The 18,178-nt window shown below is 71.3% G+C and carries 14 protein-coding genes; 7 read left to right on the forward strand and 7 right to left on the reverse strand.

Annotation, left to right across the window (positions count from 1 at the left end; all coding sequences use genetic code 11):
• Nucleotides 1-297: 297 nt before the first annotated feature.
• Complete coding sequence (locus OHA91_RS29460; RefSeq protein WP_031153906.1) at nt 298-1,281, reverse strand: aldo/keto reductase; 984 nt, start codon at nt 1,279-1,281, stop codon at nt 298-300.
• A gap of 100 nt (nt 1,282-1,381) precedes the next feature.
• On the opposite strand from OHA91_RS29460, the gene OHA91_RS29465 reads away from it, so the two are divergent.
• Nucleotides 1,382-2,431, forward strand: a complete 1,050-nt coding sequence (locus OHA91_RS29465; protein WP_328740334.1) for an LLM class F420-dependent oxidoreductase — start codon at nt 1,382-1,384, stop codon at nt 2,429-2,431.
• A 192-nt stretch (nt 2,432-2,623) separates the two neighbouring features.
• Nucleotides 2,624-3,412, forward strand: a complete 789-nt coding sequence (locus OHA91_RS29470) for a hypothetical protein (RefSeq protein ID WP_031153902.1) — start codon at nt 2,624-2,626, stop codon at nt 3,410-3,412.
• Here OHA91_RS29470 and corA read toward each other — a convergent pair.
• Complete coding sequence (corA, locus tag OHA91_RS29475; RefSeq protein WP_031153900.1) at nt 3,409-4,401, reverse strand: magnesium/cobalt transporter CorA; 993 nt, start codon at nt 4,399-4,401, stop codon at nt 3,409-3,411. The genes OHA91_RS29470 and corA overlap by 4 nt on opposite strands.
• Nucleotides 4,402-4,456: 55 nt before the next feature.
• Here corA and OHA91_RS29480 point away from each other — a divergent pair, with 55 nt between their 5' ends.
• The 4 genes from OHA91_RS29480 to mshC all read left to right on the forward strand — a co-directional run bounded on the left by OHA91_RS29480 (nt 4,457) and on the right by mshC (nt 7,996).
• A complete protein-coding gene (locus OHA91_RS29480) occupies nt 4,457-5,176 on the forward strand; it encodes a histidine phosphatase family protein (protein WP_328740335.1) in 720 nt (239 codons plus the stop codon).
• A 77-nt stretch (nt 5,177-5,253) separates the two neighbouring features.
• Nucleotides 5,254-5,844, forward strand: coding sequence for a DUF3090 domain-containing protein (locus tag OHA91_RS29485; RefSeq protein ID WP_030963750.1), 591 nt, complete (start codon nt 5,254-5,256; stop codon nt 5,842-5,844).
• Nucleotides 5,808-6,656, forward strand: a complete 849-nt coding sequence (locus OHA91_RS29490) for an SCO1664 family protein (RefSeq protein ID WP_266502900.1) — start codon at nt 5,808-5,810, stop codon at nt 6,654-6,656. The genes OHA91_RS29485 and OHA91_RS29490 overlap by 37 nt, the downstream gene beginning before the upstream one ends.
• A gap of 110 nt (nt 6,657-6,766) precedes the next feature.
• Nucleotides 6,767-7,996: a cysteine--1-D-myo-inosityl 2-amino-2-deoxy-alpha-D-glucopyranoside ligase gene (mshC, locus tag OHA91_RS29495; protein ID WP_031153892.1), complete on the forward strand. Its 1,230-nt coding sequence runs from the start codon at nt 6,767-6,769 to the stop codon at nt 7,994-7,996.
• A gap of 79 nt (nt 7,997-8,075) precedes the next feature.
• Here mshC and OHA91_RS29500 read toward each other — a convergent pair whose 3' ends face one another.
• The 5 genes from OHA91_RS29500 to OHA91_RS29520 form a co-directional block, all read right to left on the reverse strand.
• Nucleotides 8,076-9,107 carry a PAC2 family protein gene (locus tag OHA91_RS29500; RefSeq protein WP_051893363.1) on the reverse strand — a complete coding sequence of 344 codons (1,032 nt, stop codon included), beginning with the start codon at nt 9,105-9,107 and terminating at the stop codon, nt 8,076-8,078.
• Between the two features lie 126 nt (nt 9,108-9,233).
• Nucleotides 9,234-10,841 carry a glycerol-3-phosphate dehydrogenase/oxidase gene (locus OHA91_RS29505; protein ID WP_031153887.1) on the reverse strand — a complete coding sequence of 536 codons (1,608 nt, stop codon included), beginning with the start codon at nt 10,839-10,841 and terminating at the stop codon, nt 9,234-9,236.
• A gap of 41 nt (nt 10,842-10,882) precedes the next feature.
• On the reverse strand, nt 10,883-12,409 hold the full coding sequence (glpK, locus tag OHA91_RS29510; RefSeq protein ID WP_031153885.1) for a glycerol kinase GlpK: 1,527 nt from the start codon (nt 12,407-12,409) through the stop codon (nt 10,883-10,885).
• Nucleotides 12,410-12,488: 79 nt separating this feature from the next.
• Nucleotides 12,489-13,271 carry an MIP/aquaporin family protein gene (locus OHA91_RS29515; RefSeq protein ID WP_031153883.1) on the reverse strand — a complete coding sequence of 261 codons (783 nt, stop codon included), beginning with the start codon at nt 13,269-13,271 and terminating at the stop codon, nt 12,489-12,491.
• A 314-nt stretch (nt 13,272-13,585) separates the two neighbouring features.
• On the reverse strand, nt 13,586-14,353 hold the full coding sequence (locus OHA91_RS29520; protein WP_031153881.1) for an IclR family transcriptional regulator: 768 nt from the start codon (nt 14,351-14,353) through the stop codon (nt 13,586-13,588).
• Between the two features lie 275 nt (nt 14,354-14,628).
• On the opposite strand from OHA91_RS29520, the gene metH reads away from it, so the two are divergent.
• Nucleotides 14,629-18,141: a methionine synthase gene (gene metH / locus OHA91_RS29525; protein ID WP_031153879.1), complete on the forward strand. Its 3,513-nt coding sequence runs from the start codon at nt 14,629-14,631 to the stop codon at nt 18,139-18,141.
• Nucleotides 18,142-18,178: the final 37 nt, after the last annotated feature.

Consider the following 18,178-nt stretch of genomic DNA (forward strand, 5'->3'; position numbering starts at 1 on the left):
CCCCCGGGTCCTCGTCACGTGCCGGGTCGCCTACGGGGGGCTCCGACCCCCGGCCGCCCCCGCCGCCCCCACCGTGCGGCTCGGCAGGCCCCGTCCCGGGCCGGCCCGAATCGGCCGGGTCTGCCGCGCCAGCGGTGTCGGCTTCGCCGTGCGCCGCGGCGGCAGCCTCGGCTCCGGCCTCGGGCCCGTTCGAGTCGGCCTGCATCTCGGCCCGGTCTTCCGCGTCAGCGGTGCCGGCCTGCGCCGCGGCCGGTTCTTCCGCGGCAGCGGTAGCGGTATCGGCCTGGCGGTCCGTACTCACAGCGTGCTCCAGTCCTGATCGGGATAGCGGTGCTCCGGCGCCGACACGTCGTCCAGCGCCCGGCAGATCTCCTCCGGAAGACTAAGCTCCTCCACCGACAAGGCCGCCGCGAGCTGCGCCGACGTCCGCGCGCCGACGATCGGCGCGACCACCCCCGGCCGGTCCCTGATCCACGCCAGGGCCACCTGGAGCGGGGTCACGGCCAGCCCCTGGGCCGCCGTCACCACCGCGTCCACGATCCGGCCCGCCGCCTCGTCCAGGTACGGCTCCACCAGCGCGGCCAGGGACTGCGAGGCGCCCCGGGAGTCGGCCGGCGTGCCCTCCCGGTACTTGCCCGTCAGCACCCCGCGGCCCAGCGGCGAGGAGGGCAGCAGGCCGACCCCCAGGTCCAGCGCGGCCGGCAGCACCTCCCGCTCGACGCCGCGCTGCAGCAGGGAGTACTCCATCTGCGTCGAGGCGATCCGGGTGCGTACCCCCGGGGCCGCGAGCTGCCAGGTCGCCGCCTTCGCCAGCTGCCAGCCGCAGAAGCCGGCCACCCCCGCGTACCGGGCCCGGCCACTGCTCACCGCCAGGTCCAGGGCCTGCAGGGTCTCCTCCACCGGGGTCGCCGGATCGAAGGCGTGCACCTGCCACAGGTCGACGTAGTCGGTGCCCAGCCGGTCCAGCGAGTCGTCCAGGGCGGCGAGCAGATGGCCGCGCGAGCCGTCGAAGCGCCGGTCGGGGTCGGGCACGCTGCCCGCCTTGGTCGCGATCACCAGGTCCCGGCGCGGGACGAGCCCTCCCACCAGCCGCCCGAGGAGGTACTCCGCCTCCCCGTCGCCGTACACGTCGGCGGTGTCGACGAGGGTGCCGCCCGCCTCCCAGAACGTCTTCACCTGTTCGGCGGCGGCTTCCTCGCCGGTGTCGCGGCCCCAGGTGAGGGTGCCGAGGCCGATCCGGGAGACGCGCAGTCCGGTGCGGCCGAGATGCCTCTGCTCCATGAGCGCTGAGACTACTGGGGCGCTGACGTGGAGCACCCGGGCGCGCTACAGTCCCCGCACACCAACGTTACTGATCGGTACACCGGTAAGGGGACGACACATGCGGCTCGGCATCAATCTCGGTTACTGGGGTGCGGGCATGGACGCCGACAACCTCGCCGTCGCCCAGGAGGCCGACCGCCTCGGCTACGACGTCTGCTGGGCGGCGGAGGCCTACGGCTCGGACGCCCCGACCGTCCTCGCATGGGTGGCCGCCCAGACCGAGCGCATCGACGTCGGCTCGGCGATCCTGCAGATCCCCGCCCGGCAGCCCGCCATGACCGCGATGACCGCGGCCACCCTCGACTCGCTCACCAAGGGCCGCTTCCGGCTCGGCCTCGGCGTCTCCGGCCCGCAGGTCTCCGAGGGCTGGTACGGCGTCAAGTTCGACAAGCCGCTCGCCCGCACCCGCGAGTACGTGGAGATCGTCCGCAAGGCCATGTCCCGCGAGCGGCTGAGCTACGAGGGCGAGCACTGGACCCTGCCGCTGCCGGGCGGCCCGGGCAAGCCGATCAAGCTGACCGTGCACCCCGAGCGCGAGCACATCCCGCTCTACATCGCGGCCATCGGGCCCAAGAACCTGGAGCAGACCGGCGAGATCGCCGACGGCGCCCTGCTGATCTTCCCCGCCGCCGAGCACCTGGAGGCCACCGCGCTCACCCACATCCGGGCGGGCCGCGAGAAGGCCGGGCTGACGATGGACGGGTTCGACGTCTGCCCGACCGTGCCGCTGGCCCTCGGCGAGGACGTGACCGCCCTCGCCGACATGTTCCGCCCGTACACCGCCCTGTACGTGGGCGGCATGGGCAGCCGGAAGCAGAACTTCTACAACCAGCTGGCCCAGCGCATGGGCTACGAGAAGGAAGCCGCCGAGATCCAGGACAAGTACCTGGCCGGCGACAAAGCCGGCGCGGCCGAGGCCGTCCCGCACTCGCTGATCGACTCGACGACGCTGCTCGGCCCGGTCGAGCGGATCGCGGACGGGATGCGGGCCTACGCGGAGGCCGGGGTCACCACCCTCACGCTCGCCCCGGCCGGCTTCACCCTGGACGAGCGGGTCGCCGCCCTGCGCGCCGGCACCGAGGCCATGGAGCGCGCGGGCCTCGCCTGAGCCGGCTGCCGCCGATGGGTTCTGCGGCCGTGGTGGGGGCTCGGGGGTCTTCCCCGCCACGGCCGACACAGCCAACAACGCGCCGGACGCCCGCGGGGTTACGCACGCGGGCCCGGCCGGGGGTTCGTTCATTCGGACGAGTACCGCCACCCCTCGGTTGCCCGCCCCGCGGACCGGCGTTTGACTCGTTGCATGCTCTCTGCCCGCAGCCTGTTCCAGGAGATCGTCGACAACGACGACTCCTTCCAGCTGTTCTGCTCCATCGCCGCCAGTGGGGAAGCCCAGGGCGGCTGGGAGAACGCCCGTATCGCGGCCCTGGTGCCGGACGCCATGCGCGACCTCGCACCCAAGATCACCCGGCACGGTGCCGACGAGGACAAGCACGGCCGGATCTTCCACGCCCTGCTCCGCAAGCGCGGCCTGCAGGCCGTCCCCGTGCCGCCCGAGACCGACTACACGATGCTGCTGGAGCGTCGCGGCATCGGTCTCGCCCACGACAAGCTGCGCCGTCAGGAGGCACTGAGCGAGGAGGACATCGTCGTCTACCTCGCGCACAGCCGCGTCACCGAACAGCGTGCCGCCGACCAGATGGACATGCTGGTCAAGTACTTCGGCGACCACCCCGTGGTGGGCAAGGCCATCCACATGATCAGCAACGACGAGGACAACCACCTCGCCTACTGCCACGAGGAACTGCTGCGGCTGGCCCGCGCCGGCCACGGCCGGACCATCCAGCGGGTGCTCCGCGAGAGCGCGCTCGCGGAGATCGCCGTCTACCGCGAGGTGAGCCTCGCCGTGATGGACCACATGGGCCGGCTGCTGCACTGGCCCGCGCCGAAGGCGGCCCTGCTGGCCGCCGGCATCCGCGCGATGTACGCGTACGAGCGCTTCAGCGGCTGGCACCGGATGGTCGACCTGCGCATGCCCGAACGGCGCAACGCCCTCGGCGGCGCACCCGTCACCACCCCCGAGTACGCCTAGAGCCAGCCGCGGCGCTTGAACAACCGGTGCAGGCCCAGGCAGGCGCACGCCATGAGGGCCAGCACCGCCGGATAGCCCCACCACTGGTGGAGCTCGGGCATGTGGTCGAAGTTCATGCCGTAGATCCCCGCCACCATCGTCGGGACGGCCGCGATCGCCGCCCAGGCCGAGATCTTGCGCACGTCGTCGTTCTGCCGCAGGCCCGTCTGTGCGAGGTGCGCGGCCAGCGCGTCCGACAGCAGCCGGTCCAGGCCCTCGATGTACTCGCTCGCCTTGGTCAGGTGGTCGGCGACGTCACGGAAGAACGGCTGGGCGTGCTCGTGGACGAAGGGCACCTCCCCGAAGGCGAGCCGGTCCATCGGCGCCAGCAGCGGGCTCGTCGCCCGCCGGAACTCCAGCACCTGCCGCTTGAAGCCGTAGATCCGGGCGGCGGTGTTCTTGGTGTCCGAGGCGTTCGGGGCGAAGACCTCCGCCTCCAGCTCCTCCAGGTCCGACTGCAGTTCGGCCGCCACCTCGATGTAGTGGTCCACCACCGCGTCGGACACCGCGTACAGCACCGCCGTCGGGCCGTGCCGCAGCACGTCCGGCTCCTGCTCCAGCCGGTGGCGCACGGCGGCCAGCGGGGCCCCTTCGCCGTGCCGGACCGTGACGACGAAGCAATCGCCGATGAACAGCATCAGTTCGCCCGCGGACACCGTGTCCGTGGCCTCGTCGTAGAGCACCGGCTTCAGCACGACGAACAGCGAGTCGTCGTACACCTCCAGCTTGGGGCGCTGGTGGGCGTTGAGCGCGTCCTCCACCGCCAGCGGGTGCAGGCCGAACTCCCGGCGGACGTGATCGAACTCCGCCTCCGTCGGCTCGTACGTGCCGATCCAGAGGAAGGCGTCACCGCTCGCCCGGGCCTCGTCCAGGGCGTCCGAGAAGTCCTGGGGACCCTCGGCGCGCCGACCGTCCCGGTAAATCGCGCAGTCGACAATCACGCCGAACATTCTCCCCCTCCGCCGACGGGCCCGCACCCGTCCGGCACCGCCTACGCTGGCCCTCATGGCCACGCTGATCCTCGTACGACACGGGCGGTCCACCGCCAACACCGCAGGGCTGCTCGCCGGGTGGACCCCCGGCGTGGCCCTCGACGAGCGCGGCGCCGAGCAGGCCGCCGCGCTCCCCGGACGGCTGGCGGGCGTGCCGCTCGCCGCCGCCGTCACCAGCCCGCTGCAACGCTGCCGGGAGACCCTCGCACCCCTGCTGGCGGCGAGGCCCGAGCTGGAACTCCACACCGACGAGCGGATCGGCGAGTGCCACTACGGCGACTGGTCCGGGCGCAAGCTCTCCGAACTCTCCGAAGAACCGCTGATGAAGATCGTGCAACAGCACCCGTCGGCGGCCGCCTTCCCCGGCGGCGAGTCCATGCGGGCCATGCAGGCGCGCGCCGTGGACGCCGTGCGCGAGTGGAACGCGCGGATCGAGGAGAGCGACGGCAGCGACGCCGTCTTCCTGATGTGCTCGCACGGCGACATCATCAAGTCCCTTGTCGCGGACGCCCTGGGCATGCACCTGGACCTCTTCCAGCGCATCCACGTCGACCCCTGCTCGGTGACGGCGATCCGCTACACGCCGACCCGCCCGTTCGTGTTCCGGCTCGGCGACACGGGGGACTTCGGCTCCCTCGTGCGGCGCCCGGCCGCACCCGAGCCCGTCGCCTCCGACAAGGACGCCGAGGACTCCGGGAACGCCGTCGTGGGGGGCGGCGCGGGCGCGGTGTGATCGCGCGGCGCAGTAGGGTGGACGGGCCCACACACGGGCGCAGACCCGCCCCCGCCGCCGAGACTTGGAGACTGGACGTGCCCCGTCAGGTGTTCCTCTACGACCCGCCGGACCGCTTCGTGGCCGGCACGGTCGGCTTGCCGGGACGCCGTACGTTCTTCCTGCAGGCCTCCTCCGGCCCCCGCGTCACCAGCGTCTCCCTGGAGAAGACCCAGGTCGCCGCACTGGCCGAGCGGATGGACGAGCTGCTGGACGAGGTCGTGCGGCGCACCGGCGGAAACGCCCCGGTCCCTGCCATGGCCCCGACGGAGGCCGCCGACACCGCCCCGCTGGACGTCCCCGTCGAGGAGGAGTTCCGCGTCGGCACCATGGCCCTGGCCTGGGACGGCGAGGAGCAGCGGATGATCGTCGAGGCCCAGGCCCTGGTGGAGCTCGACGCCGAGTCCGACGAGGACCTCGCCGAGGCGGAGGAGCGGCTGCTCCAGGACGAGGAGAACGGCCCGCCGATGCTGCGGGTCCGCCTCACCGGCGCCCAGGCCCGCGCCTTCGCCAAGCGAGCCCTGGACGTGGTCAACGCCGGCCGCCCGCCGTGTCCGCTGTGCAGCCTGCCGCTGGACCCGGAGGGGCACGTGTGCCCGCGCCAGAACGGCTACCGGCGCCAGGCGTGACGGGCCAGGGGGACATGGAGGAACTGCTCGCCAAGGGCGAGCTGACCGTCGTCGGCCGGATCCGCGAGGCGTCCAACGCGGTCCTGCTGTGCACCGTCACCTACGACGGCGCGAGCGCCGACTGCGTCTACAAGCCGGTCAAGGGGGAGCGGCCGCTGTGGGACTTCCCCGACGGCAGCCTCGCCCAGCGGGAGGTCGCCGCCTACCTGGTCTCCGAGGCCACCGGCTGGGGCCTGGTGCCCGCCACCGTGCTGCGCGACGGACCCTACGGCGAGGGCATGGTCCAGCAGTGGATCGAGGCCCGGCAGCCGCAGGAGGACTCCCCGCAGGAAGAGCTCCTCGCGCTCGTCGAGGGCGAGGAGGCCGGTGAGGGCTGGAAGCCCGTGGCCTTCGCCGAGGTCGGCGAGGGCCGCACGGCCCTGCTCGTCCATGCCGACGACCCGAGGCTGCGGCGGCTCTCCGTCCTCGACGCCGTGATCAACAACGGCGACCGCAAGGGCGGGCACCTGCTGCCCGCGCCCGACGGGCGGATCTACGGCATCGACCACGGCGTGACCTTCCACACCGAGGACAAGCTGCGCACCCTGCTGTGGGGCTGGGCGGGGGAGCCGCTGCCGGACGAGGCCCGCGAGGCGCTCGCCGCGCTGGCCGCGGAACTGGCCGAGGGAGCCCCCCTCGCCACCCGGCTGGCCGAACTGATCACGGCGGCCGAGCTGGCCGCCGTACGGGAGCGGGTGGCGCACATGCTGCGCACCGGGACGCATCCGCTGCCGTCCGGGCAGTGGCCGTCGATCCCCTGGCCACCGGTCTGAACCGGCCATCGCCGGTACGCACAGAACCAGCCAGACCGCAAGAGTGCCGATCAAGACAACAGTGCAGGTCCAGTTCGTTTCCGGAACATCCGTCCGGTTAGGCTCGAGACATGCATGCCTGGCCCGCTTCTGAGGTCCCCGCCCTTCCTGGCAAGGGCCGCGACCTCCAGATCCACGACACCGCGACCCAGGGGACGATCACCCTCGCCCCCGGTCCCGTCGCCCGCATCTACGTCTGCGGCATCACCCCGTACGACGCGACCCACATCGGTCACGCGGCGACCTACAACGCGTTCGACCTCGTGCAGCGCGTGTGGCTCGACACCAAGCGGCAGGTCCACTACGTCCAGAACGTCACGGACGTGGACGACCCGCTCCTGGAGCGGGCGCTGCGCGACGGCCACGACTGGACCGAGCTGGCCGAGCGCGAGACCGCGCTCTTCCGCGAGGACATGACGGCCCTGCGGATGCTGCCGCCGCAGCACTACATCGGAGCCGTCGAGGCCATACCCGGCATCGTGCCTCTGGTCGAGCGGCTGCGGGACGCGGGCGCCGCGTACGAGCTCGAGGGCGACATCTACTTCTCGGTGGAGTCCGACCCGCACTTCGGCGGGGTCTCCCACCTCGACGCCGAGGCGATGCGGCTGCTCTCGGCGGAGCGGGGCGGCGACCCCGACCGTGCGGGGAAGAAGAACCCGCTGGACCCGATGCTGTGGATGGCGGCGCGTCCGGGCGAGCCGAGCTGGGACGGCGGCTCGCTGGGCCGCGGCCGGCCGGGCTGGCACATCGAGTGCGTCGCGATCGCCCTGGACCACCTGGGCATGGGCTTCGACATCCAGGGCGGCGGCTCCGACCTCGCCTTCCCGCACCACGAGATGGGCGCCTCGCACGCCCAGGCGCTGACGGGCGAGTTCCCGATGGCCCAGGCGTACGTCCACGCGGGCATGGTCGCCCTGCACGGCGAGAAGATGTCGAAGTCGAAGGGCAACCTCGTCTTCGTGTCGGCGCTGCGCCGCGCCGGGGTGGACCCGGCGGCGATCCGCCTGGCCCTGCTCTCGCACCACTACCGGGCGGACTGGGAGTGGACGGACGCCGTCCTCGACGAGGCCGTGGCCCGCCTGGAGCGGTGGCGCGCGGCGGTGTCCCGGCCGGACGGCATCCCGGCGGACGCGGTCCTCGAAGAGGTCCGCGAGGCCCTGGCCAACGACCTGGACGCCCCCGGGGCGCTGGCGGCCGTGGACCGCTGGGTGGAGCTCCAGAACGCCACCGACGGCGACGACGAGTCGGCCCCCGGCCTGGTCTCCCGGACCGTGGACGCCCTCCTGGGCGTAGCGCTCTAGGAAACGGCAGGAGCGCGCCCCCGGCCCGGTGCCGGGGGCGCGCTCCTGCCGTTTCACGGCTTCGTCCGGTGCCGGTGGGCTACGGGGTCTCCCCGTCGCCCTCTCCGTCGCCCCCGGCGGGACCCTCCGCCGGGCCTTCCGCCGGGGCGTCCGGGCCGGCCGGGCCGTTCTGGTCCGCTGCTTCCTCCGGCTTCGGCTTCGGCTGGGGGCGGCCGCCCGACAGGTCCCGGAAGTACGAGCCGGTGTCCGTGGCCGTCTCCGGGCCCGCCGCCGGATCCCGCCGCCGCAGGTACCGCTCGAACTCCCGCGCGATCGCGTCGCCCGAGGCCTCCGGCAGGTCGGCGGTGTCCCGCGCCTCCTCCAGCGTCTGGACGTACTCCGCCACCTCGCTGTCCTCGGCGGCCAGTTGGTCCACGCCCAGCTGCCAGGCGCGGGCGTCCTCCGGCAGTTCGCCCAGCGGGATCCTGATGTCGATCAGGTCCTCCAGCCGGTTCAGGAGGGCCAGCGTCGCCTTCGGGTTCGGCGGCTGCGACACGTAGTGCGGCACGGCCGCCCACAGCGACACCGCCGGCACCCCGGCGTGCGTGCAGGCCTCCTGGAGGATGCCCACGATGCCCGTCGGGCCCTCGTACTTGGTCTCCTCCAGGTCCATGGTCCGCGCCAGGTCCGCGTCCGAGGTGACCCCGCTCACCGGCACCGGCCGGGTGTGCGGCGTGTCCCCCAGGAGCGCCCCGAGGATGACCACCATCTCGACGCCCAGCTCGTGCGCGAAGCCGAGGATCTCGTTGCAGAACGACCGCCACCGCATGGACGGTTCGATTCCGCGTACCAGCACCAGGTCGCGCGGCTTGGCCCCGCCGATGCGGACCACCGAGAGCCGGGTCGTCGGCCACGTGATCTTCCGTACCCCGTTGTCCAGCCACACCGTGGGCCGGTTGACCTGGAAGTCGTAGTAGTCCTCGGCGTCCAGAGCCGCGAAGACCTCGCCCTTCCACTCCCGGTCCAGGTGTGCGACCGCACCGGAGGCCGCGTCACCCGCGTCGTTCCAGCCCTCGAACGCGGCCACCATGACCGGGTCGATCAGCTCGGGCACGCCCTCAAGCTCGATCACCCAGGTCTCCTTCCGAAGTTCCTTGCGTACGTGGGTCAGCCTAAGCCTTGTGGGGACACCGGCCACAGCCCACGACAGAGGGGCGGTTCCCCTCGGAACCGCCCCTCTTCCCCACCTGCGTGAGAGCTATGCCTTGCGGGCCAGCATCTCCTCGACCCGGGCCTTCACGGAGTCGTCGTCCAGGCCGCGGATCGTCACCGTCGTGCGGCGGCGCAGCACGTCGTCGACCGTCTCGGCCCACTCGTTGTCACGGGCGTAGGCGACCTGCGCCCAGATCTCCGGACCGTCCGGGTGGATGCGTTCGGCCAGCGCCGGGTCCTCGTTCGCCAGGCGGGCGATGTCGAAGGCCAGGGAGCCGTAGTGGGAGGCCAGGTGGCGCGCGGTCAGCGGGTCCATGCGGGTGCCGGGCTCACGGTCCACCAGCAGACGGTGCGCGACCGCGTTCGGGTTGGCGACACCCGGCAGCGCGATCCGGCGCACGAGGGACTTCACCGGCTCCATGTCCTCGGTCAGCGGGCTGCCCGGGAGCTTGGCCAGCTTGTCCATGACGACGCGGCCGATGTGGCGGTACGTGGTCCACTTGCCGCCGGCGACCGAGAGCATGCCGCCCGCGCCCTCGGAGACGACGGTCTCGCGCTTGGCCTTCTCCACGCCGCCGGGGCCGCCGGGCAGCACGCGCAGGCCGGCGAAGGCGTACGTCATCAGCGAGCGGTCGAGGTCGGCGTCCTTCACCGAGAAGGCCGCCTCGTCCAGGATCTGCTGGATGTCGGACTCGGTGGCGCGCACGTCCGCCGGGTCGCCCTCGTACACCTCGTCGGTGGTGCCGAGCAGCAGCTGGTCCTCCCACGGGAGGGCGAAGGTGATGCGGTACTTGTCGATCGGGGTGGCCATGGCGGCCTTCCACGGCGACTTGCGCTTCATGACGATGTGCGCGCCCTTGGAGAGGCGGATCGACGGCATCGAGTGCTTGTCTTCCATGCGCCGCAGGTGGTCCACCCACGGGCCGGTGGCGTTGAGCACGACGCGTGCGTCGACCCCGAACTCGGTGCCGTCCAGGCGGTCCTTGAGCTCGGCGCCGGTGACCCGGCCGTTGGTCTTGCGCAGGCCGGTGACCTCGGCGTGGTTGAGGACGACCGCGCCCGACTCGACGGCCGCGCGGACCGTCATGACGGCGACGCGGGAGTCGTTCATCTGGTGGTCGTAGTAGACCGCGACGGCCTTGAGGTTGTCGGTCTTCAGACCGGGGTTGTCGGCGACGGCACGGGCCGGGGATATGACCTTGCCCATGCCGTCGCCGAAGGCCGAGAGGGCGGAGTAGGCGAAGACGCCCGCGCCCAGCTTGGCCGCACCCACCGGACCGCCCTTGTAGACCGGCAGGTAGAAGGTGAGCGGGTTGACCAGGTGCGGGGCCACGTCCTTGGCCAGCACCCGCCGCTCGTGGTGGTTCTCCGCGACCAGCTTGACCGCGCCGGTCTGCAGGTAGCGCAGGCCACCGTGGACGAGCTTGGAGGAGGCCGAGGAGGTGGCGCCGGCGAAGTCGCCGGCGTCCACCATGGCAACCCGCAGACCCGACTGCGCGGCGTGCCAGGCCACCGAGGTGCCCAGGATTCCACCGCCGATGACCAGCAGGTCGTACGTGGCCTTCGCCAGCTGCTCGCGGGTCTCGGCACGGCTCGCGTTCGCGCCGGCGGTCGGGTGCGTACCCAGGGCGGGGACGCTCTGCAGGGTGCTCATATCTCTTTCAGCTCCTCGTCGATTGACTCAGCTGGTGCGGATCAGCTGGCGTCTTCGTCGTCGACCCAGCCCATGGAACGCTCCACGGCCTTGAGCCAGCTCTTGTACTCGCGGTCCCGCTGGTCGGCGGGCATCCGCGGGGTCCACTCCGCCGCGCGGCGCCAGTTGGCGCGCAGGGCGTCGGTGTCGGGCCAGAAGCCGACGGCCAGGCCGGCGGCGTAGGCGGCGCCGAGGCAGGTGGTCTCGGCGACCATCGGGCGCACCACGGGGGCGTCCAGGAAGTCCGAGAGCGTCTGCATCAGCAGGTTGTTGGAGGTCATGCCGCCGTCGACCTTGAGGGCCGCGAGCTCGACGCCCGAGTCCTTGGTCATGGCGTCGGTGATCTCGCGGGTCTGCCAGGCGGTGGCCTCCAGGACGGCACGGGCGATGTGCGCCTTGGTGACGTACCGGGTGAGGCCGGCGATCACACCGCGGGCGTCGGAGCGCCAGTACGGGGCGAACAGGCCGGAGAAGGCCGGCACGAAGTAGGCGCCGCCGTTGTCCTCCACGGAGGAGGCCAGGGTCTCGATCTCGGCCGCGGACTTAATCAGGCCCATCTGGTCGCGCATCCACTGGACGAGCGAGCCGGTGACGGCGATGGAGCCTTCCAGGGCGTAGACCGGCTTCTGGTCGCCGATCTGGTAGCCGACCGTGGTCAGCAGGCCGCTGTAGGAGTTGATGATCTTGTCGCCGGTGTTCATGAGCATGAACGTGCCGGTGCCGTACGTGGACTTGGCCTCGCCCTCGGCGAAACAGGTCTGGCCGAACAGCGCGGCCTGCTGGTCGCCGAGCGCCGAGGCGACCGGGACGCCGGCGAGGACGCCGTCCTTGACGTGGCCGTAGACCTCGGCGGAGGACTTGATCTCGGGGAGCACGTTGAGCGGGACGCCCATCGACTCAGCGATCTTCTCGTCCCAGGCCAGGGTGTGCAGGTTCATCAGCATGGTGCGCGAGGCGTTGGTGACGTCCGTGACGTGCGCACCGCCCTGGGCGCCACCGGTGAGGTTCCAGATGACCCAGGAGTCCATGGTGCCGAAGAGGATGTCGCCCGCCTCGGCGCGCTCGCGCAGGCCCTCGACGTTGTCGAGCAGCCAGCGGACCTTCGGGCCCGCGAAGTAGCTCGCCAGCGGCAGGCCGGTCTCGCGGCGGAAGCGGTCCTGGCCGACGTTGCGGCCGAGCTCCTTGCACAGGGAGTCGGTGCGGGTGTCCTGCCACACGAGCGCGTTGTGGACCGGCTCGCCGGTGTGGCGGTCCCACAGCAGGGTGGTCTCGCGCTGGTTGGTGATGCCGATCGCCTTGACGTCGGCGGCGGTGATCTCGGCCTTGGCGATGGCGCCGGCGACGACCTCCTGGACGTTGGTCCAGATCTCGGTGGCGTCGTGCTCCACCCAGCCCGGCTTCGGGAAGATCTGCTCGTGCTCCTTCTGGTCGACGGCGACGATGCGGCCGTCGCGGTCGAAGACGATGCAGCGGGAGGAGGTGGTGCCCTGGTCGATCGCGGCGATGAAGGGGCCGGTGCTGCTGGTCATGATGGCTGCTCCTGGCAGGTCTGGTGAGTAGGCGGAATCAGGAGTGCAGTGCGGATCTTACGAGCGCGGCAGATGCTGATCAGGCGAACGCGATGTTGTAAAGACCGCCGGCGAGCGCGGCACCGACGAGCGGGCCGACCACCGGGATCCAGGAGTAACCCCAGTCGGAGCCGCCCTTGTTGGGGAGCGGCAGCAGGGCGTGGACGATGCGGGGTCCGAGGTCGCGGACCGGGTTGATGGCGTAGCCGGTCGGGCCACCCAGGGAGAGGCCGATGCCGACCACCACGAAGGACGTGATCAGGACACCTATGACGCCGAGGCCCTTGCCGTCGTCCTGGAGGCCCTGGGTCAGGATCGCCAGGACCAGGACGGCGGTGCCGATGATCTCGGTCGTGAGGTTCTGCACGACGTTACGGATCTCGGGGCCCGTGGAGAAGATGCCGAGCACGGGTCCGGCCACGTCGTGCGGGTGCGGGTCCTCCGGGCCGAGCTTGGCGTCGCGGATGTGCTCGGGGTCCGCGAGGTGGACGCGGAACTGGCCGTAGTAGGTGATCCACATCAGGACCGCGCCGAGCATGGCGCCCAGGAGCTGGCCGGCGAAATAGACGGGCGTGTCGCCCCACTCGCCGGTCTTGACGGCGAGGCCGACGGTGACCGCCGGGTTGAGGTGCGCACCGGAGAGCGGCGCGGACACGTAGGCCGCGATCAGGACCGCGAAGCCCCAGCCGAAGGTGATCGCGAGCCAGCCCGCATTGCGGGCCTTGGAGCTCTTGAGTGTCACGGCGGCGCACACGCCACCACCGAGCAGGGTGAGCAGGGCGGTACCGATGGTCTCGCCGATGAAGATGTCGGAGCTGGACACCCGCGACTCCTTACGTACGTCCAGGGGTGGGCGGACACCGGGTCCCTCCGGTGGTTCCGCGCACTCGGTGAGTGCTGCACCGGTCCTTGGCCTTGTCGCATCCTAGCGCGTATTGCCGGTAGGTGTTCGACAATGCCGACCGATGAACGGCAGTTTTCCGCCCAGGTGAAGAATGCGTCAAGGGTCGGCCAGGCCAATGTGTCGGATCGTTACCCGTAGGTGCGATCAGCCAAATCCGGCCATTCGAAGGTCGAGATATGGCGAAAAATGGGCAGAACAGGGCCAGGTGATGGCCGAAGCCTGCTAAGGGAAGGTCAGAACCGGCCTGCGCCGAGATCGCGTGAAACGGAGCGCGCACAGTCGCGCACCGAGGCCACGAGGGCCGCGCGGGGCTCACCGCCCTCGCCGCACACCCGTTCCACCGCGCCCGCCACCGCCACCGCGCCCACCGGCATCCGGCGCCGGTCGTGGATCGGCGCCGCCACCGAGGCGATGCCCTCCCAGGTCTCCTCGACGTCGCAGGCCCAGCCGCGCGCCCGGGTCAGGCTCAGGATCGCCTCGAAGTCGGTGCCGTCCGTGACCGTGCGGGGGGTGAAGGCCTCGCGCTCCACCTCGTGCGCCTGGGTGTGCGCGACCGGGTCGTACGCCGACAGCACCTTGCCCAGGGCGGTCGAGTGCAGCGGCTGCATGGCCCCGACCTCCAGCACCTGGCGGCTGTCGTCGGGCCGGAACACGTGGTGCATGATCAGCACCCCGCTCTGGTGCAGCACGCCCACGTACACGCTCTCGCCGCTCGCCCGGGCCAGGTCGTCCGTCCACACCAGGGCGCGGGCGCGCAGCTCGTGGACGTCGAGATAGCTGTTGCCCAGGCGCAGCAGCTCGGCGCCCAGCTGGTAGCGGCCGGAGGCCGGGTCCTGCTCCACGAAGCCCTCTGCCTGCAGGGTGCGCAGGATGCCGTGGGCCGTGCCCTTGGCCAGCCCCAGTGACGAGGCCACGTCGGAGAGCCCCAGCCGGCGCTCTCCGCCCGCCAGGAGTCGCAGCATCGCAGCGGCTCGTTCGAGCGACTGGATGTTCCGTGCCATCGCGCAGCCTCCTGCTGACCTTCGTTACTACTGACCATCTTGACGCGGTTCGACAATGCTGAACAGTATCGGTCGATGCCGACCTCGCGCACCGTCGGAGATCTGTTCGCCGTACGGTCGCCGGGACATCCCCCGCCACGTTCCCGCCACAGAATGCAGTCCGCCACGTGGGACACCCACACCGGGGCGGGCGCCCCGCGGTTACCCTGGCCGCGTGCGCCCCTGACACAGCGGGGGCGCAAAGCCGACAGCCGTCGCATCCCAGGGAGCACTCCATGGCCTCGTTGCCGAACCCGCCCGCCGACACCCAGACCCGGGCCGACGCCCTCCGGGAGGCGCTCGCGACCCGCGTGGTCGTCGCCGACGGAGCCATGGGAACGATGCTCCAGGCACAGGACCCCACCCTCGACGACTTCCAGCAGCTCGAAGGCTGCAACGAGGTCCTCAACGTCACCCGCCCCGACATCGTCCGCACGGTGCACGAGGCGTACTTCTCGGTGGGCGTGGACTGCGTCGAGACCAACACCTTCGGCGCGAACTACGCGGCCCTCGCCGAGTACGACATCGCCGAACGCAACTTCGAGCTGTCCGAGTCCGGCGCCCGCATCGCCCGCGAGGTCGCCGACGAGTTCACCGCCTCCACCGGCCAGCAGCGCTGGGTCCTCGGCTCCATGGGCCCCGGAACCAAGCTGCCCACCCTCGGCCACATCACCTACGCGCAGATCCGCGACGCCTACCAGACCAACGCCGAGGGCCTGCTCGCCGGCGGCTCCGACGCGCTGCTCGTCGAGACCACCCAGGACCTCCTGCAGACGAAGTCCTCCATCATCGGCGCCCGCCGCGCCATGGAGGCGCTCGGCGTCAACGTCCCGCTGATCTGCTCCGTCACCGTCGAGACCACCGGCACCATGCTGCTGGGCTCCGAGATCGGCGCGGCCCTGACCGCGCTGGAGCCCCTCGGCATCGACATGATCGGCCTGAACTGCGCCACCGGCCCCGCCGAGATGAGCGAGCACCTGCGCTACCTCGCGCGCAACGCCCGCATCCCCCTCTCCTGCATGCCCAACGCCGGCCTGCCCGTCCTGACCAAGGAGGGCGCGCACTATCCGCTGACCGCCGCCGAGCTCGCCGACGCCCAGGAGACCTTCGTCCGCGAGTACGGCCTCTCCCTGGTCGGCGGCTGCTGCGGCACCACCCCCGAGCACCTGCGCCAGGTCGTCGAGCGGGTCCGCGGCACGGCCGTCGTCCCGCGCGACCCCCGGCCCGAGCCCGGCGCCGCATCGCTCTACCAGACCGTGCCCTTCCGCCAGGACACCTCGTACATGGCGATCGGCGAGCGCACGAACGCCAACGGCTCCAAGAAGTTCCGCGAGGCCATGCTGGAAGGCCGCTGGGACGACTGCGTCGAGATGGCGCGCGACCAGATCCGCGAGGGCGCGCACATGCTCGACCTCTGCGTGGACTACGTCGGCCGCGACGGCGTCGCCGACATGGAGGAGCTCGCCGGCCGCTTCGCCACCGCCTCCACCCTGCCGATCGTCCTGGACTCCACCGAGGTTCCCGTCATCAAGGCGGGCCTGGAGAAGCTCGGCGGCCGCGCGGTCATCAACTCGGTGAACTACGAGGACGGCGACGGCCCCGAGTCCCGTTTCGCCAAGGTCACCCGGCTGGCCCAGGAGCACGGCGCCGCGCTCATCGCGCTGACCATCGACGAGGAGGGCCAGGCCCGCACCGTCGAGCACAAGGTCGCCATCGCCGAACGGCTCATCGAGGACCTCACGGGCAACTGGGGCATCCGCGAGTCGGACATCCTCATCGACACGCTGACCTTCACCATCTGCACCGGCCAGGAGGAGTCCCGCAAGGACGGCATCGCCACGATCGAGTCGATCCGCGAGCTCAAGCGCCGCCACCCCGACGTCCAGACCACCCTGGGCCTGTCGAACATCTCCTTCGGCCTGAACCCGGCCGCCCGCGTCCTGCTGAACTCCGTCTTCCTCGACGAGTGCGTCAAGGCCGGACTCGACTCGGCCATCGTCCACGCCTCCAAGATCCTGCCGATCGCCCGGTTCGACGAGGAGCAGGTCTCCACCGCCCTCGACCTGGTCTACGACCGGCGCACCGAGGACTACGACCCGCTGCAGAAGCTGATGGCCCTCTTCGAAGGCGTCAACACCAAGTCCCTGAAGGCGGGCCGCGCCGAGGAACTCCTCGCCCTGCCCCTGGACGAGCGCCTGCAGCGCCGCATCATCGACGGCGAGAAGAACGGCCTGGAGGCCGACCTCGACGAGGCCCTCCAGACCCGCCCCGCCCTCGACATCGTCAACGACACCCTCCTGGAGGGCATGAAGGTCGTCGGCGAGCTCTTCGGCTCGGGCCAGATGCAGCTCCCCTTCGTCCTCCAGTCCGCCGAGGTCATGAAGTCGGCCGTGGCCCACCTCGAACCGCACATGGAGAAGACGGACGACGAGGGCAAGGGCACCATCGTCCTGGCCACCGTCCGCGGCGACGTCCACGACATCGGCAAGAACCTCGTCGACATCATCCTGACCAACAACGGCTACAACGTCGTCAACATCGGCATCAAGCAGCCCGTCTCCGCGATCCTCGAAGCCGCCCAGGAGCACAAGGCCGACGTCATCGGCATGTCCGGCCTGCTCGTGAAGTCGACCGTGATCATGAAGGAGAACCTGGAGGAGCTCAACCAGCGCAAGCTGGCCGCCGACTACCCGGTGATCCTCGGCGGCGCCGCCCTCACCCGCGCCTACGTCGAGCAGGACCTCCACGAGATCTACGAGGGCGAGGTCCGCTACGCCCGCGACGCCTTCGAGGGCCTGCGCCTCATGGACGCCCTCATCGCCGTCAAGCGCGGCGTGCCGGGCGCCACCCTGCCCGAGCTCAAGCAGCGCCGCGTCGCCAAGCGCGACACGCCGGCCCTCCAGGTGGAGGAGCCGGAGGAGTCCGGCGGCCGCTCCGACGTGTCCGTCGACAACCCGGTGCCCACCCCGCCGTTCTGGGGCACCCGGGTGGTCAAGGGCATCCCGCTCAAGGACTACGCCTCCTGGCTGGACGAGGGCGCCCTCTTCAAGGGCCAGTGGGGCCTCAAGCAGGCCCGCGCCGGCGGGGCCACGTACGAGGAGCTCGTCGAGAGCGAGGGCCGCCCGCGGCTGCGCGGCCTCCTGGAGAAGCTGCACACCGAGAACCTGCTGGAGGCGGCCGTCGTCTACGGCTACTTCCCCTGCGTCTCCAAGGGCGAGGACCTGATCATCCTCGACGACGCCGGCAACGAGCGGACCCGCTTCACCTTCCCGCGCCAGCGCCGCGGCCGCCGCCTGTGCCTCGCGGACTTCTTCCGCCCGGAGGAGTCCGGCGAGACCGACGTCGTCGGCCTCCAGGTGGTCACCGTCGGCTCGAAGATCGGCGAGGCGACGGCCAAGCTGTTCGCGTCCGACTCCTACCGCGAGTACCTGGAACTGCACGGCCTGTCCGTCCAGCTCGCCGAGGCCATGGCCGAGTACTGGCACGCCCGGGTCCGCGCCGAGCTCGGATTCGGCGGCGAGGACCCGGCCAAGGTCGAGGACATGTTCGACCTCAAGTACCGCGGCGCCCGCTTCTCCCTCGGCTACGGCGCCTGCCCCGATCTGGAGGACCGCGCGAAGATCGCCGACCTCCTCCAGCCGGAGCGGATCGGCGTCCACCTCTCGGAGGAGTTCCAGCTCCACCCGGAGCAGTCGACGGACGCCATCGTGATCCACCACCCCGAAGCGAAGTATTTCAACGCACGCTGAGCTCCGGCGACGTACACTTGTCGGTCCCATACAGGCC

The organism is Streptomyces erythrochromogenes, from assembly GCF_036170895.1.
GTDB classification, from domain to species: Bacteria; Actinomycetota; Actinomycetes; order Streptomycetales; family Streptomycetaceae; genus Streptomyces; species Streptomyces erythrochromogenes.

Bases quoted from the DNA above. Each gene is read 5' to 3' on its own strand.
- mshC (WP_031153892.1), top strand. From the start codon at position 6,767: ATGCATGCCTGGCCCGCTTCTGAGGTCCCCGCCCTTCCTGGCAAGGGC.
- metH (WP_031153879.1), top strand. From the start codon at position 14,629: ATGGCCTCGTTGCCGAACCCGCCCGCCGACACCCAGACCCGGGCCGAC.
- OHA91_RS29520 (WP_031153881.1), bottom strand. From the start codon at position 14,353: ATGGCACGGAACATCCAGTCGCTCGAACGAGCCGCTGCGATGCTGCGA.
- glpK (WP_031153885.1), bottom strand. From the start codon at position 12,409: ATGACCAGCAGCACCGGCCCCTTCATCGCCGCGATCGACCAGGGCACC.
- OHA91_RS29465 (WP_328740334.1), top strand. From the start codon at position 1,382: ATGCGGCTCGGCATCAATCTCGGTTACTGGGGTGCGGGCATGGACGCC.
- OHA91_RS29470 (WP_031153902.1), top strand. From the start codon at position 2,624: ATGCTCTCTGCCCGCAGCCTGTTCCAGGAGATCGTCGACAACGACGAC.
- OHA91_RS29505 (WP_031153887.1), bottom strand. From the start codon at position 10,841: ATGAGCACCCTGCAGAGCGTCCCCGCCCTGGGTACGCACCCGACCGCC.
- OHA91_RS29480 (WP_328740335.1), top strand. From the start codon at position 4,457: ATGGCCACGCTGATCCTCGTACGACACGGGCGGTCCACCGCCAACACC.
- OHA91_RS29460 (WP_031153906.1), bottom strand. From the start codon at position 1,281: ATGGAGCAGAGGCATCTCGGCCGCACCGGACTGCGCGTCTCCCGGATC.
- corA (WP_031153900.1), bottom strand. From the start codon at position 4,401: ATGTTCGGCGTGATTGTCGACTGCGCGATTTACCGGGACGGTCGGCGC.